The organism is Bacteroidota bacterium (assembly GCA_016713925.1).
Classification (GTDB): Bacteria; Bacteroidota; Bacteroidia; order AKYH767-A; family OLB10; genus JAJTFW01.
This window is the reverse complement of sequence record JADJOH010000007.1, coordinates 856,850-872,486: the sequence shown is the minus strand read 5'-3', so window position 1 is coordinate 872,486 and position 15,637 is coordinate 856,850. Positions and strand designations below refer to the sequence as shown.

Genomic DNA, 15,637 nt, shown 5'->3' with positions numbered 1-15,637 from the left:
AATTTTTCAGATTAGTGACCAGCCACAGTGATCCTCACGGAAGGATTATTAGATCCATTCATCAACTGAACCATATAAATACCACTCTCCAGTTCTTCTACCGGAACAACAAAAACCTGTTCCATTTCGGAAGTAAATGAGATGTTTTGAGCGTTAACTATTCTACCACTGATATCAACGATTTTTAATACAGCATTACCGGGCAGAGCATTTTTGATAGTAATCATCGCTTTAGTCAACACCGGATTGGGTGCTACTGAAATGCTGATATTTGCCACTTGAGCCATATCTTTCAAACGACAGGGAGTCGTTACCGTAAACTTCGACGAAAAGCGGCTGCATCCCAATACGGTATCCGTTACCACAACATAATACTTTCCTGCTGTCTTTGCTGAATAGGTTCGACCTGTCGCACCTGCTATAATTACACCTCCCTTGTACCATTGATACGCATAGCGGTTAGAGGCTACTGCAGAAAACACTACAGAATCCCCAATACAGAATGAAAGCGGTCCGCTGGTGGTAAGATCAACATTTGGAGATCTTGAGACATTAGCAATTTTCGACATTTTAGAACAACCGGAAGCATCGGTTACCTTCACTTTATAGTTTCCATTTTTGTTTGCTGACAGAGAACTTAAAATGGCTCCATTTACAACAGATCCATTTCGATACCAGGTATAAGTCGGATTGGCCGCATTAGAATTTACATCCAAAGTCACTGAACTGTTGTTACAGAAATAGACAGCTGCATTTGGAGTTAATGAAGCAGTCGGAATACTGTAAACCGTTATATATCCCGGCAGGAGCAAGGTATCAGTGGTGACACCATTTGAAGAAATCAAAGTCACGTCATAAACACCGGGCAAAGCATATGTAACCAGCGGATCATCCGCGGTACTTGAAGCCGGAGAACCGCCCGGGAATGACCATAAGTAATCCACACTCTGATCAGAGAGATTAGTGAACTGTACCGATTGATTCTTACATATAGCAACATTATTCGCGCTGAAATTTGCTAATGCAGGACCACATGCAGGATAAACTAATTGTCGAACCGTAGTTGACAACCCTCGGGATCAGTGACAATCAGGATAATTTCAAAATAGAAGGTCTCCGTACATGTTTCGGGTGTAATATACGTTTGAGTGACGCGATTCGTGTCAATGGCTTCAAAATGCTCATGGAAGTTATGGTGCAAAATAGTTTGCCACTTATACTTTAAACTTGGTTCCGCATGTTCAGCATCGGTCACGGAAGCCTGTAAGGGAAGATTAAACGGCGATAGAATGGAATAAAAATCACCATCATTAAAGCTGGTTATTTGCACTTGTGGAGGAGTATTATTCAGAAATATTCGCACCGAGTCTTTATCTGTTTGACCGATATCATCAGTTACTGTCAACTTCACCCACATGGACTGAGGGTTAGCATTGAGAGATGTAAATACATGCGAAGGATTTGCCTGAGTAGAAGTTGTACCATCTCCGAAATCCCAGAAATAAGTGAGAGGCAGATTATCCGGATCAGAAGATAAATTACTATTCAGGTTCACGGTCAGAGGAGAACTGCCATATGCAGTGTCCGTTTGAATAACAGCTCTTGGCGGGTTATTTATTGACGCTGTATAACGAATTCTTCTGATCTGCGACGGGAAAACCACATACATCAAGGTACCATTGGAAGGGTGCATGTTCAAATAAATTACCGGACCCATATTGGTGCCAAAATTCCGGACACTCACCGGCTTATCGTTTCCATCGAAGGAGAAATTACGGATCCAGCTTCCACCGTAGTCGGCATGAAAATAGGTGTTCTGATAAGTAGTAGGGAAGCGATCAGAAGTATACCAAACTCCACCACAAGAAGCATTGCCACCAAATCGAGGTCCGGGAACAGGACTGGCAACATTATCCAGATCAATCGCGGTGGAATTAAATCCTGAAAAAGCCGGAGTTCGGGATTGATTTCCGTGTTTCCAATCAATATCCGGACGTTCATGAAAGAAAGTCGGAATAGAGGATGGAATTAAAACTGAACTGTTGCATGGATTGGTGAATTGCACGGCCGGATTCAAAGTAGCTTGCTTTAATAGTTCCTTAAAATAAAAATACTGTCGTGTGCATCCTCCTACACCAAAAAGTGGATTTGGAGCATCAAGATTTTGAGTATTGGGAGATTGGTAACCGGAATTTGCATCTATACCTTCATACAGTGGCCAGCCAAAATTTTGACCGGGTGCATCAGCAGTATGCAAATCCTCCCATAGGGTCCAACCCACATCACCTATATAGAGTGTTCCCGGATCAACTGCTGAAGGATCAGCATTGCCCGAGCCACGAAGAATAGTCATACGAAACGGATTCCTTAATCCAAGGCTCCAAACTCTTGATTTAGCTTCAAAAGGATCAGCAGGATTGTAGAATGGATTTCCGGGAATTCCGGCTCCGGTCATGGGATCAATACGAAGAATTTTTCCGGCCAGACAATTGACCAACTGTGAACGCAATGCCCCTACATTTTCTGCAGGACGAATAATAGTATCCGCTAAACCTTGCACCCAATACGTATCATTATTACTTCCTACATCCACTACATTATAGCTGGCTCCATCACCGGTTGAAATCAGCAAGGTACCATCGTCACCAAATGCAGAGTTGCCCTCCGCTGTGTGATTCATGCAAGAGTGGAATTCCGTTTTTCTTTGTCGAGCCAATTAAAACGAAACGGCTTCCCGGAACAATGGTATTAAAATTATTATTTGCAACATCAACCTGATAGCGTGTTACCCTTATTATTGTTGCATTAAAATATTCATCTGTATTGGCATTGTATTGAGGCGTACCAAATTTCATCAAATGATGACGATCAACAGTATAATGCAAATAGATATAACCATTCACCATAAAATTCGGATCAAGGGCAAAACCATTTAAACCATGATCCCGCCATCCTCCAACTTCAGCTCTGATATCTAAGAGTGGGGTTGCCGCCTTAGTACCATTAGAATCCACTTTCCATACATAGCCGTTCTTTTCCCATACGTACATGTTCTTATTCGCATCGAATACAAATCCTTCAATCTGATCCCAGGTATTACTTACCAGTTCAGATACAAACATAGGAGGCAAAGTTTGTGCGACGGCCGTGTTTTTTGAAGCCATCAAACCAACAAACATTAATGCTAAGCAGCATAAATTTCTTTTCATTTCTCAGAGGTTTTAAAATTTGAATCGTAAAATAAATCATAAGGCAATTCTATCCCTAAAACTTAGGTGTATTCAACAAAAAAATGGGTAAACTCTCCAGAATAAATGGTAAAAAAACTCTCGAAATGTTGAAATTTGAAAATTATGCAAGTTAAAAATCCGGTTTATACGCCCTCATTCTTACTTGTTTCAACACCTAAACAGAAACGAACACCATTCAATTACCACCGTCATTCTTAAAGGTTTGCATCACTTTAAATGAACGCAGTAATTCAATCATAAAAATACTCAAACGAAGAGGTTTCTAAACATAAAACATATTTCATAGTTTACATTCAATTCCCATTTCCTTTGACAAGTGTCATTTTAAAAAGTGACTTTACTCATACGAAAAAAATTAAAGAGCAGATAGCTTTGAAAAAATAAGTTAGGATAGAAAACTCCCGGCTAAATATACCTGCTCTTCATAACCCCACGCATTCATATCCACAATAGTGATGGAAAATACTCAACTAAACATACTCGTCCCAACAGACTTTTCAGAACCTGCAAATGCTGCTCTTGAATATGCATCGAAACTTGCCAGTGATTCAGGAGGATGTATTACCATTTTTCACGGTATCAGTATTCACGTAGCAAATTCAACAGAAGAAGCGGAGTTTATCACTACCAGCGAACTGGAACGCATCGAAAACGAACAACTCGTTCAATTGCGACATCAGATTAGCAAACGCTATCCAAAAGTACAATACGATATCGTATCGAAAATGGGTTTTCCTGTAGAGTTGATTTCTGAAATCGTCAGAGAACGAAAAACCGATTTAATTGTGATGGGTACTCGCGGTGCAAGCGGGATGAAGGAAATACTTGTTGGAAGCAATACTGCAAGTTTAATTCATCAGACAGAATGTCCGGTTTTAGCCGTACCTGAGCAAACCACTTTTACCGGGATCAAGAAAATAGTTTTCGCTACAAATATGCAGCAAGATGATGTGAATTGCCTGATAAAACTGATTCAACTATTTGGTCGCAATGAAGAGACATCCATCACTTTATTGCATATTGAAGACGGACATGCCAGAGATCCGGAGGCCGCTTTACAAAGTTGGTTTCATGGAGCAATTCTTCCCGTAATCACATACAAGAATATCAAAGCTGAAAGCATCAGTGAAACTGAAATCGTTAAAACGTTGCATGAATATCTCAGCGTCAATAAAATTGATTTGCTGGTCACCGCTACGAGAAAGCGGAATTTCATTGAAAGAATATTTGACCGTAGCATTACGAAGCGATTGATTTTCCACACACATATTCCATTACTAGCTTTTCATTCACATGGTTCCAAAGGAGAAATGGTGATCTGATTGATTTCTCAGACCGCCACCTGAAATTCACGCAATGCATTATTAAGGGAAGTTTTTGGTCTGTGCTTTCCTTTCGTTTTCCTATTATCAACGCACAGGGTACCTGATATTCTCCTGCATTGAATTGCTTTGGGATAGAACCCGGAATTACAACTGATCTCGCGGGAACAAATCCTTTAAATTCGACAGGTTTCTCCCCGGTAACATCAATAATTTTTGTTGATTGGGTTAACACCACATTAGCACCCAAAACCACTTCTTTTTCCAAATGAACACCTTCTACAACAATGCATCTTGATCCGATAAAGCAACCATCTTCCACAATTACGGGAGCAGCTTGAACCGGCTCGAGGACACCACCAATACCTACCCCACCACTCAGATGTACATGTTTACCAATTTGTGCACATGAGCCAACAGTGGCCCAAGTATCTACCATCGTGCCTTCGTCCACATAAGCACCTATATTGACATAAGATGGCATTAGAATCACACCTTTTGCCAAAAATGAGCCGTATCTTGCCAATCCATGAGGAACAACCCGAACACCTAAATCCTTAAAACCCTTTTTGAGCGGAATCTTATCATAAAATTCAAAAGGTCCTACTTCAATCGTATTCATTTGTTTTAAAGGAAAATATAAAATCACTGCTTTTTTAATCCATTCATGTACAATCCATTGATTATTGGCAAATGAAGCCACTCTTAAAACTCCTTTATCAAGGTCATTTATAACCTCTTCAATGGCATTTTGTACGTCCGATTCAGCAAGAAGAGCACGGTTCTCCCAGGCCTTATTTATTATTGATTCCATACCAGATAGTTAATATTCAAGTGGGCAAAACTACTAAACATTGGAGAAGCTGTGTATTTTTGCAAGAAATGGGAAGAATAATAGCTGTTGATTATGGCTCCAAGAGATGTGGTCTGGCGGTTACTGACCCTACGCAAACCATTGCTACAGCTCTTGAAAGTCTTCCAACTACGCAATTAGTCACCTTTCTTCTGAATTATTTAAAAAGCGAAGTGGTAGACACTATCGTGCTGGGTGAACCGAAGCGTTTAAACAACACCAACTCTTCAACAACCCTTCTTGTTCATGAATTTGCAGAGCGCTTACGAAAAGACATTCCCAATATCCCTATTGTATTATACGATGAACGTTTTACGTCTAAAATCGCATTCAACAGCCTAATTGAAAGTGGCCAATCCAGAAAAGTCCGTAAAGACAAAACGGTCTTAGACAGGATTAGTGCCACCCTCCTATTGCAAGATTTTCTCAACTCACTCCTATCAAAAAAATGATCTATCCAATTGTAGCCTATGGCGATCCTGTACTTAGAAAAAAGTCTGTTGCTATTTCACCAGACTATCCCAAGCTGACTGAATTAGTGGATAATATGTTTAAAACCATGTATCATAGTATGGGAGTGGGGTTAGCTGCTCCTCAGGTAGGCTTAGCCATACGTCTATTTATAGTAGATGCTACACCCTTCAGTGAGGATGACCCCGGTGCAGATGGTTTTAAGCGCATATTTATTAATCCTGTAATTCTAAATGAAACGGGAGATAAATGGAAGTTCAACGAAGGGTGTTTGAGTATTCCGGGAGTACGTGAAGATGTGGAACGACATCCCAATTTAGTGATCAAATATCAGGATTTGAATTTCGATACACATACGGAAGAATACGAAGGAATAAAAGCCAGGATTATTCAGCACGAATACGATCATATTGAAGGGATCTTATTCACCGACCATTTAAGTCCACTTAAGAAAACACTTTTAAAGGGAAGGTTGGGAGATATTTCCAAAGGAAAAGTAGATGCGGATTATAAAATGCGTTTTTACTCAAAGCGCTAGTAATTTATATGAACAATGCCCCTCTGTTTCTTGTCGGTTATATGGGTGCCGGGAAAAGCACCATCGGAAAGATACTTGCAACACGCCTGGGACGAACATGCCTTGATCTGGATGACCTCATTGAGCTTATCAACGACACCTCTATCACCAATTTATTTAGTCAATACGGTGAAGAATATTTCAGGGAAAAGGAAAAGGAAGCATTGCATCAATTAAAAGGAAAGGAAAACCTGGTGATCGCTACGGGAGGAGGTTGTGCTGCATCCGGTGATAATATGCAATGGATGAACAAACATGGCTCTACGATCTATTTACGTTGCCATCCGGGTGTACTTTTTCACCGGATAGCTCCTGCAAAAAGCAAGCGACCGCTCCTTTCCGGCATGGAGGATGTGGATATCATGGAATACATGGTGGAGAGCCTGAAAAAACGACTCCCTTTTTATATTCAGGCCAGGCATACTGTCAATGGGGATAATGATCCGGAACAAGTGGTTGAATCCATTTTAAAAACCATCACCGGAGTACCTACCAATTTTTCTCAGGATTAGATCCTGAAGCAGAGAATTTCTTTGCTTTCTCTTTCTGCAAATCCTTCTCATCATTTTTTAAAGCCCTTAACATTCTTTCCGCTTCCTCCTTCGTCAATTTAGGCCGCTGTTGTTGTTTCTGTTGCTGCTGTTCTTCTTTCTGCTGCTGATCTTTCTGCTCTTGCTGCTGGTCCTTCTGTTGTTGTTGCTGATCCTTCTTTTGCTGTTGGTCCTTGTTTTCATTTTTATTTTGCTGTTGCTGCTGCTGTTGCTTCAACTTCTGCAGAGCATAGGAAAGATTATAGCGGGCATCTTCATCATCAGGATTCAGCTTCAACGCCTTTTTATAGGCTTCTATACTTTCATTGTATTTTTCAGCTTTTAAAAATGAGTTGCCAAGATTATACAAAGATTTATTCTGAGCTTCAGGAGTTTGCTTATATACAGAAGCGTTCATATATTGCTGTGAAGCTTCTTCAAACTTATTCTGCTTATACAATGCATTTCCCAGATTATAATTTCCTTCGTACATACGCTGGTCCTTTTCAAGTGCTTTACGATAAGAAGATTCTGCATTAAAATACCTGCCCTTTTCATATTCACTGTTACCTTCAGCGATAGAAGTACTTTGTGCAAGAGCAGACATTGACCAAATACTGCACAGCACTATACAAAATACATTTTATATGTTTTCATATTTCTTCCTTTTTAGCCACGTGAAAAAGATTCAATTTTGCAAACCATTTACTTTTCATTTCACCGAGGAGGAACTCTATAAAAAAGAGAAACAATGCAAATCCAATGAAATACTGAAATTGATTTTCATATTCTGTATACATCTTCGCTTTAAACTCTTTTTTATCCAATGCATTCAATTCTTTCAAGACAACAGGAATTCCATCATCGGAAGTAGATGCACGTATAAACCGACCATTTCCTGCTTCAGCAATTTCCGTTAACATTTCAGGATTCAACTTCGTGACGACAGTTTGTCCGCTGTTGTCCTGTTTAAAACCAACAACAGCACCATTGCTGTATATAGGAATTGGAGCGCCTTCCGCAGAACCCATTCCAATGGTATACACTTTAATTCCTGCTTCTGCTGCGTTTCGTGCTGATTCAACGGCATCGTCTTCATGATTTTCTCCATCCGTAATGATGACGATGGCACTATGCTTCCGCGTAGTATCGGTAAAGGAATCTTTGGCGAGATCAATAGCAGCACCAATAGCGGTACCCTGCGTTGGAACGATATCCGGATTTATGGATGAGATAAACATTTTAGCAGCATTGTAATCTGTCGTTACCGGTAACTGCACATAGGCTTCTCCGGCAAAAACGATAATACCGATCCGATCGCCTTCCAGTCTGTCAATTAACCGGTTCAAGGATTGCTTTGCTCTTTCAAGGCGACTGGGTTTAATGTCAGTGGCCAACATACTATTTGATACATCCAGTGCTATAATTACATCTGCACCTTTACGCTTGACTTCCTCCAGTTTAGAACCTATCAGTGGCCCACAAAGACCGGCAATCAGAAACATAAAAGCAGTGATTAACAAGAAGAATTTTATTCCTGGTCTGGACAGGGACACATCAGCATAAAGCCTCCGTGTCAAATAAATATCCCCAAATTGCGCCAGCGCTGTCTTCTTCCATCGTTTCAACATATAATACAGTATAAACAACACCGGAATCAGTGCAAAGTAATATACCATATATGGATTCTCAAGTCTGAACATAATATCAATTTAAGGTATGCTTTTCAGCCAGGTGTAACGCAATACTATTTCAAGGGTTAACAGGAGGCAGGCCATTAAAGCAAGCGGTAAATACTCTTCCTTGTACTTTTTAAATTCAGTAATTTCAATCTTCGATTTTTCTAACTTGTCAATTTCAGCAAAGATGGCTTCCAGTCTTTTGTTATTGACGGCTCTGTAATATTTGCCATCGGTAGCATCTGCTACTTTCGTTAGAAGCTCTTCATCGATTTGCACTTCCACATTTTGATACTGAACACCGAACAATGTTTTAGTCGGATAAGGCGCCATTCCCTTTGTTCCTACTCCAATTGAATATACTCTAACACCGAAGGTACTTGCAATATCTCCGGCTGTCAATGGAGGAATAGAGCCGGCATTATTCACTCCATCTGTAATGAGCACAACCACCTTGCTTTTGGTTGGAGCATCTTTTAAACGATCCACTGCGGTAGCCAGTCCTTCTCCGATAGCCGTTCCGTCCACCAGCAATCCTGATTTAACATCTTTCATTAGATTACGGATCACGCTATGATCAGAAGTGATCGGACATTGTGTAAAACTCTGACCACTAAAAATCACCAGCCCGATCAGATCATTGGGTCTGCCATTTATAAACTCCAAAGCCACTTTCTTGGCCGCTTCAATTCTGTTCGGACGAAAATCCTCCGCGAGCATACTCGATGAAATATCGAGTGCCAGCACAATAGATATTCCTTCCGTTTTCACATTAGATGCGCTGGAAGAGGATTGAGGTCTGGCCAGCGCAAGGACTAAAAACACGACCGCCATCATCCTTAAAAAGAACGGCAAATTAATCATTCGCTGTTTCATCGTAGGTCTATAATATCTAAAAGCTTCTACACTACTGATTCTTATTCGAGGTCGTTTATTTCTCTTTATTTTCCAGAAATAGAATATCATAAACGGAACCAGCACCAAAAGCCAGAGTAATTCCGGATTTTTAAAGTGGAAGGCGGAGAGTTCAGGCCAGTTCATGATTCTTTCAGCATTTCAGTTTTCTCCGGTTTCCCTAAAGCGGTCTCAGCGACAAACTTTATCGAGAGTTGCATTGCATTTTCATTTTCGCCGGCACCCGGTAATAATTTAGCGAACTTCACTAAATCAGATAAGCGCAACACTCTTTCCAGTTCCTCTGCATGTTGCTTTTCCAAGGTCATAACAAAACTATTATTCACTATTTCATCTGTAGTCAATTCAAGTGCACCTACTCCCCATCTGTCCTCAATGTAAACACGCAAGATATCCGTCAATCGCGTATAATATGCTTTATGTTTCCCTTGTTGCCAGATACGTTCTTCTTCGAGTGCAGAGAGGGCTTCCAGCGCAAGAATATGGGCAGGTGCTTTCTCACTCTGCAGGATCTCCTGTGGGACTTCCTTCTTGTTTTTCTTTCTGATCCACCAGACAACAAGCGCCATCAGCAATAAAACACCATGATAAATCAAAAGTATCCAAAGGAAGATCATTGGATCAAAAGGAGGCTCTTCCACATTGCGGATATCTCTTATGTCCGCCGATGTATCTACAGGAACGGTAAAAACTTCAATCATCAATGGATCTGTTGTCGACGATAACAATTTATCACCTGAAGGAAGTCGATAGTTAAATATGATTTCCGGAATCACGAATGCACCTGAATCAAAAGAGGTAATAGTAATCGTTTGGGAACGTAATAAGATTCCGTCATCATCGAGCTCAAGGGTATCTACCGGCAACACCTGCAAAATTTCCATCTGACCCATCGAATCCGTAAACAATGGCCAGTTTATAGATACCGACTTCGGTTGACTCAGTTGCAACAATACAGCAACCGGTTTGCCGATTAAAATTTTGTTGGTATCCACTGCAATACGGGCAACCACCTCCTGAGCATTCACATGATGCCCAACAAAAAGAAATATAACGGCAAGGGCCAGCCTTCTCCCGAACTTCTTCATCTCCTCCGCTCCCTTTTCTTAAATAAATTAATTAATGCTTGCACATAAGGTTGATCGGTCCGGAAAGTGGCATGATCAATTCCACTCCGGCTCAACGTTTCAGTTGTTTGGGCCTGCGTTTGCTTCCACCAGAGATGATAATCTCTTCGAACAGACAGGTTGCCGGAATCGAGCAAACTGACCTGACCGGTTTCTGCATCTACAAAACGGACTAAACCCACATCGGGCATATCCGCTTCCCGCGCATCAAAGACCCGAATAGCAGCGAGGTCATGCTTTTTAGATGAAATCTTTATGGCATCCTCATATCCGGACGTCATAAAATCAGAAATAACAAAAGCTATACAGCGTTTCTTAATCATATTATTAAAATACCGCAGCGCCAAGTTGAGATCAGTCCCCTTTCCTTTGGGTTCCATATTTATCAATTCACGAATAATACGGAGGATATGCGTTTTTCCTTTTTTAGGAGGAATAAAAAGTTCAATTTTATCTGAAAACAAAATCATTCCAGCCTTATCATTATTCTCGATGGCTGAAAAAGCAAGTATCGCAGATAACTCGGTGATTAAATCTCGTTTAAACTGATTCTTTGTCCCGAAATTTCCCGAAGCGCTGATGTCTACCAAAAGCATCACTGTCAATTCTCTTTCCTCTTCAAAAATCTTTACATAAGGACTGTTAAAACGCGCGGTAACATTCCAGTCAATAGTGCGGATATCATCACCGGGAATATACTCTCTCACCTCACTAAAAGCCATCCCTCTGCCTTTAAAAGCAGAATGATATTCACCCGAGAAAACCTGAGAGGATAATCCTCTGGTTTTAATCTCGATTTTTCTGACTTTCTTTAATAGCTCGGAAGATTCCATTTACAAGCGATTTGCGTTTATGGTACCTCGACAATATTTAATACTTCCGTAATGACATCATCCGTCGTAATATTTTCCGCTTCTGCCTCGTAGGAGAGTCCAATTCTATGGCGTAAGACATCATGACTCACTGCACGAACATCTTCAGGAATAACATAGCCCCTGCGCTTTATAAATGCATAAGCTTTTGAAGCCAATGCCAGATTTATACTTGCCCGGGGAGATCCACCGTAACTGATCAGATTCTCCAGCTTACGCAAATTACTTTCCTTAGGATAACGTGTGGCAAAAACAATATCGAGGATATACTTTTCGATTTTCTCATCCATGTAGACCTGACGAACAGCATTTCTGGCCTTCACCACCGTTTCTTTATCGAGAATCGGATTAATTTTAGGAAAATCCTGAGCCAGATTCTGCCTTACGATCATTCGCTCTTCCTCCTTGGTGGGATAACCAATGACAACTTTTAACATAAAGCGGTCGAGCTGTGCTTCCGGAAGCGGGTATGTTCCCTCCTGTTCGATAGGATTTTGAGTAGCGAGTACAAGAAAAGGTTCATCCAGTTTAAACGTTTCGTCCCCAATCGTCACCTGACGTTCCTGCATGGCTTCTAGCAAGGCACTCTGTACTTTTGCCGGAGCCCTGTTGATTTCATCAGCAAGAATGAAATTTGCAAACAAAGGTCCTTTACGAACGGTGAACTGCTCCTGCTTTTGATTGTAAATCATGGTGCCCACCAAATCGGCAGGGAGCAAGTCGGGTGTAAATTGCAACCTGCTGAATTTAGCATGAATAGCCGAAGAAAGCGACTTGATAGCTAAGGTCTTCGCAAGACCGGGAACTCCTTCCAACAGCAAATGTCCGTTTGAAAGCAAGCCGATCAGTAACCTGTCGAGCATGTATTTTTGTCCAACTATTACCTTACCAAGTTCCAGATTCAGCAATTCAATAAAGGCTGATTCCTGCTGAATTTTCTCATTAATTTCACGAATGTCTATCATAATTTGAATGCTTGTTGAAACTGTGCAAGTATAAATGAATTAACGTGAAAAGAATCTGAATAGGGGTGTTACTTTTCGTTAAACTCTTGTTAATAATTATTGGGGGGAAAGGAATGTTGAAAGGGTTACGAAATACGAATTATTACGAATATACGAAATACGAAAACGCGAAAACGCGAAAAACCGAAAGTACGAATGGGCGAAAGTACGAAAGGGCGAAAGGGCGAAAGGGCGACAAAGGGCGAGTTAATTTCTATTGAATGCGGACGCGGGGATCGAGTTTGGCGTAGAGGATATCTACTAAAATATTGATGATGACAAAGAAAACAGAGACCATTAAAACGGCACCCATCACCACTGGAAAATCATAGTGTTCGAGTGCATCAACGGTGACTTTTCCTACTCCTTTCCATCCAAAAATGTACTCGATAAATACCGCACCTGCCAGTAAAGATCCCAACCAACCCGACAGGGCCGTCAATACCGGATTTAATGCATTCCGTAAAGCATGTTTCATGATTACGGCTAGCGATGAAAGTCCTTTTGCTTTTGCTGTTCGTACATAATCCAGAGAAAGTACTTCAAGCATGGAGGAACGGGTAAGTTGAACAATCACGGAAAGAGGTCGGATGCCTAATGTAAATGCAGGTAGTATAAGATTTTTCCATTGAATTTTTAAACCTTCAAAAGGATCTACAATGTATAAACTACCCGTCATTTCAAGCCCGGTATAATCATTCCAAACAAAGCCAAATAGCCAGGCGATGAGTATTCCGGCAAAAAACGAAGGCAAGGACATTCCCAACACACTAATAATCATTGAAATATGATCTGCCAGAGTTTGATAATGCAGCGCCGACCACACACCAATGAGAATACCTGTTACGGCTGCAAATAATAATGCGGCAAATGACAAGATCACTGTACCCGGAAGGGCATCTAATAAGATAGTCGTCACACGTTCCTGTGTCTGATAAGATCGCCGCAAAAAGGGCTGTTTTAGTACAAGAGCATATCGTCCAAAGGAACACAATGAATAAATAGTTCCGTATTTGTTTTCGTCAATAAAAATCCGGGAATCAGTGTTCTCTTTATTAAGCACAGAAATAAATGAAAGATCATTCACATATAATACAAACTGAGTAGTAATGGGGAGGTCACGGCCTAACTCCTTGTTAATAGCTTCCACGGAAGATATATCCGCTCTTTGACCAAGCATCATTCGGGCAGGATCACCGGGTAATACGGTAAAGAGAAAAAACACAACGCAGACCACTCCGGCTGTTACTAACAGTCCATAAAATATTTTATTGAGGAAAAGCTTTAGCACTCTTTAGAGGTTAAGTACCGTATGTTACTCAATTCCCTCATTTTATTTTTTAATGAACTGTTGATTTACCTCGTCAAAAGTCGGGAAGTCATTGTGATGCCACATCCCGAGGACCGTTCCACCTTTGATCAATACGAGTCCCGGGTTTGATCGTATGATCGTTTTCAAGGCTGTACCATCACAGAAATAATATGGGAACATATTCTGATGATCATGACGGAACTTATCCGTTTCTGATGGTATGGTCGCAGTCAACCCAAAAAACTCAATGTCTTTCTTTTGACAATTTGCTGCGAATTCATTGATCTTTGCCTGCACATCGGTATCCGATTTTGAAAGATCATAAGCAACCAGCATAAAAATATAATCCGGACGACTGAGAAAATCCGGAGCTAAATCATTATCCTCAGCATCACGAATCGCAAAATCATGGATAGGCGCTTTATCACCTTCCCGCACTACTTTATCTATTCTATCTACGAACTCATAAACCTCACTATTTCCGGAATATTTCGAAAGTGAATCCATCCCCACTTCATACTGGACACCTGACTTTTTATCCTTGTAGATAAAGACCATTACAACGCTATCGGTTACAGCTCCTTCAGGCAGCTTCATGCCCTCTGAAATATTATTTCCAATAGCATAGGGACGAAAATCTTTCACCGGAAGATGGGCATAACAATGCCAGGTGAACCAGGTAGTAAGTATTAAACCGGCAAAGGAAATTATACCTGCTGTGGCTGCGCTTCCAAGTGGTTTTATTGATTTTCTTTTCGCAAATATCAACAGAATAAACACCAGCAGGATAACATCTTTATAAAACGATTCCCAGGGTTTCAGCTTGAGGGCATCTCCAAAACAACCACAATCCTTCACCACATCAAAGTAGGCGGAATAAAAAGTCAAAAACGTAAAAAACAGGATCATTAACAACATTAGCCAACTGACCAGCACCATACGGTAGCCTACCAACAATGCCACACCCAAACCGACTTCAAAAATACAGATGATCATCGCCAAAAACAGCGAAGTACCTGAAAGGAAGGACATATTGAAGACCGTAAAATATTCGTCCAGTTTATAGGAGAAGCCTAAGGCATCATTGGCCTTAATTAAGCCGGAAATAATAAACAATACACCTACGAGGATTCTGGAAATGGTAACCAATGCTTTCATAATGAGGATAAATTATATGTTTTATTGATCTTTCAGTTTAATCAAAGCGAAGATAGCATAGTTGATAATGTCAGCATAGTTGGCATCTACCCCTTCGCTGATTAAGGTAGAGCCGCTGTTGTCTTCAATTTGTTTAATCCTTAATAATTTCATCAGGATAAGGTCGGTCATTGAACTTACCCGCATATCTCTCCAGGCCTCCCCATAATCATGATTTTTATCCATCATCAGGGATTTCACTTCATGGACCCTTTGCTCATAGTTTTTAAGTGCCTCATCGGGGTTAAGTTCCAGGGGAGCATCTGAATGCAATCCCAATTGAATCAACGCCATGACCGCATAATTCACGATTCCGATAAATTCATTGTCAATTCCATCAATTACTTTCTGCTTTCCTTTTTCCTCGATGCTCCTGATTCGCTGCGCTTTAATAAAGATCTGATCGGTGAGCGAACTGGGTCTTAGAATCCGCCATGCCGATCCATAGTCCTTCATCTTCTTTAGGTAGATATCTTTGCAGCGGGCGATGGCCTCGTCATATTGTGTAGAAGTCAGTGAAGACATGT

Annotated in this window: 16 protein-coding genes and 1 pseudogene; 4 read left to right on the top strand and 13 right to left on the bottom strand. The window is 40.8% G+C overall.

The window, feature by feature from the left end:
• Positions 1–11: 11 nt before the first annotated feature.
• Genes IPJ86_11840 through IPJ86_11830 form a run of 3 tightly spaced genes read right to left on the bottom strand, consistent with a single transcriptional unit; the run spans position 12 to position 3,209 of the window.
• Positions 12–1,070, bottom strand: a complete 1,059-nt coding sequence (locus IPJ86_11840) for a PKD domain-containing protein (protein MBK7887947.1) — start codon at positions 1,068–1,070, stop codon at positions 12–14.
• Positions 1,046–2,680, bottom strand: coding sequence for a PQQ-dependent sugar dehydrogenase (locus tag IPJ86_11835; protein ID MBK7887946.1), 1,635 nt, complete (start codon positions 2,678–2,680; stop codon positions 1,046–1,048). The genes IPJ86_11840 and IPJ86_11835 overlap by 25 nt, the downstream gene beginning before the upstream one ends.
• On the bottom strand, positions 2,643–3,209 hold the full coding sequence (locus IPJ86_11830; GenBank protein ID MBK7887945.1) for a PQQ-dependent sugar dehydrogenase: 567 nt from the start codon (positions 3,207–3,209) through the stop codon (positions 2,643–2,645). The genes IPJ86_11835 and IPJ86_11830 overlap by 38 nt, the downstream gene beginning before the upstream one ends.
• A gap of 497 nt (positions 3,210–3,706) precedes the next feature.
• Here IPJ86_11830 and IPJ86_11825 point away from each other — a divergent pair, with 497 nt between their 5' ends.
• Positions 3,707–4,573, top strand: a complete 867-nt coding sequence (locus tag IPJ86_11825; protein MBK7887944.1) for a universal stress protein — start codon at positions 3,707–3,709, stop codon at positions 4,571–4,573.
• An 8-nt stretch (positions 4,574–4,581) separates the two neighbouring features.
• Here the strand turns inward: IPJ86_11825 and IPJ86_11820 are convergent.
• Positions 4,582–5,387: pseudogene (locus IPJ86_11820) on the bottom strand (2,3,4,5-tetrahydropyridine-2,6-dicarboxylate N-succinyltransferase).
• 68 nt (positions 5,388–5,455) lie between these two features.
• Between IPJ86_11820 and ruvX the strand changes: the two are divergent.
• The 3 genes from ruvX to IPJ86_11805 are packed head-to-tail and all read left to right on the top strand — an operon-like array spanning position 5,456 to position 6,986.
• Entirely contained in the window at positions 5,456–5,878 is a 423-nt protein-coding gene (gene ruvX / locus IPJ86_11815; protein MBK7887943.1) for a Holliday junction resolvase RuvX, read from the top strand.
• The gene (locus IPJ86_11810; GenBank protein ID MBK7887942.1) at positions 5,875–6,435 is read left to right on the top strand and encodes a peptide deformylase; all 561 of its coding nucleotides are present in this window, start codon (positions 5,875–5,877) and stop codon (positions 6,433–6,435) included. Before ruvX ends, IPJ86_11810 begins: the two co-directional genes overlap by 4 nt.
• 8 nt (positions 6,436–6,443) lie before the next feature.
• Positions 6,444–6,986, top strand: coding sequence for an AAA family ATPase (locus IPJ86_11805; GenBank protein MBK7887941.1), 543 nt, complete (start codon positions 6,444–6,446; stop codon positions 6,984–6,986).
• Here the strand turns inward: IPJ86_11805 and IPJ86_11800 are convergent.
• The 9 genes from IPJ86_11800 to IPJ86_11760 form a co-directional block, all read right to left on the bottom strand.
• Positions 6,964–7,611: a tetratricopeptide repeat protein gene (locus IPJ86_11800; protein ID MBK7887940.1), complete on the bottom strand. Its 648-nt coding sequence runs from the start codon at positions 7,609–7,611 to the stop codon at positions 6,964–6,966. The genes IPJ86_11805 and IPJ86_11800 overlap by 23 nt on opposite strands.
• Positions 7,612–7,657: 46 nt before the next feature.
• Positions 7,658–8,707 carry a VWA domain-containing protein gene (locus tag IPJ86_11795; protein MBK7887939.1) on the bottom strand — a complete coding sequence of 350 codons (1,050 nt, stop codon included), beginning with the start codon at positions 8,705–8,707 and terminating at the stop codon, positions 7,658–7,660.
• A gap of 9 nt (positions 8,708–8,716) precedes the next feature.
• Positions 8,717–9,724, bottom strand: coding sequence for a VWA domain-containing protein (locus IPJ86_11790; GenBank protein MBK7887938.1), 1,008 nt, complete (start codon positions 9,722–9,724; stop codon positions 8,717–8,719).
• Entirely contained in the window at positions 9,721–10,686 is a 966-nt protein-coding gene (locus IPJ86_11785; protein MBK7887937.1) for a hypothetical protein, read from the bottom strand. Before IPJ86_11785 ends, IPJ86_11790 begins: the two co-directional genes overlap by 4 nt.
• Complete coding sequence (locus IPJ86_11780) at positions 10,683–11,558, bottom strand: DUF58 domain-containing protein (protein ID MBK7887936.1); 876 nt, start codon at positions 11,556–11,558, stop codon at positions 10,683–10,685. Before IPJ86_11780 ends, IPJ86_11785 begins: the two co-directional genes overlap by 4 nt.
• Positions 11,559–11,575: 17 nt before the next feature.
• Positions 11,576–12,562, bottom strand: a complete 987-nt coding sequence (locus IPJ86_11775) for an AAA family ATPase (protein MBK7887935.1) — start codon at positions 12,560–12,562, stop codon at positions 11,576–11,578.
• Positions 12,563–12,815: 253 nt separating this feature from the next.
• The gene (locus IPJ86_11770; GenBank protein MBK7887934.1) at positions 12,816–13,892 is read right to left on the bottom strand and encodes an ABC transporter permease; all 1,077 of its coding nucleotides are present in this window, start codon (positions 13,890–13,892) and stop codon (positions 12,816–12,818) included.
• 42 nt (positions 13,893–13,934) lie between these two features.
• Complete coding sequence (locus IPJ86_11765; protein MBK7887933.1) at positions 13,935–15,071, bottom strand: DoxX family protein; 1,137 nt, start codon at positions 15,069–15,071, stop codon at positions 13,935–13,937.
• 21 nt (positions 15,072–15,092) lie between these two features.
• Positions 15,093–15,635, bottom strand: coding sequence for a DUF1599 domain-containing protein (locus IPJ86_11760; GenBank protein ID MBK7887932.1), 543 nt, complete (start codon positions 15,633–15,635; stop codon positions 15,093–15,095).
• Between the last annotated feature and the right edge of the window lie 2 nt (positions 15,636–15,637).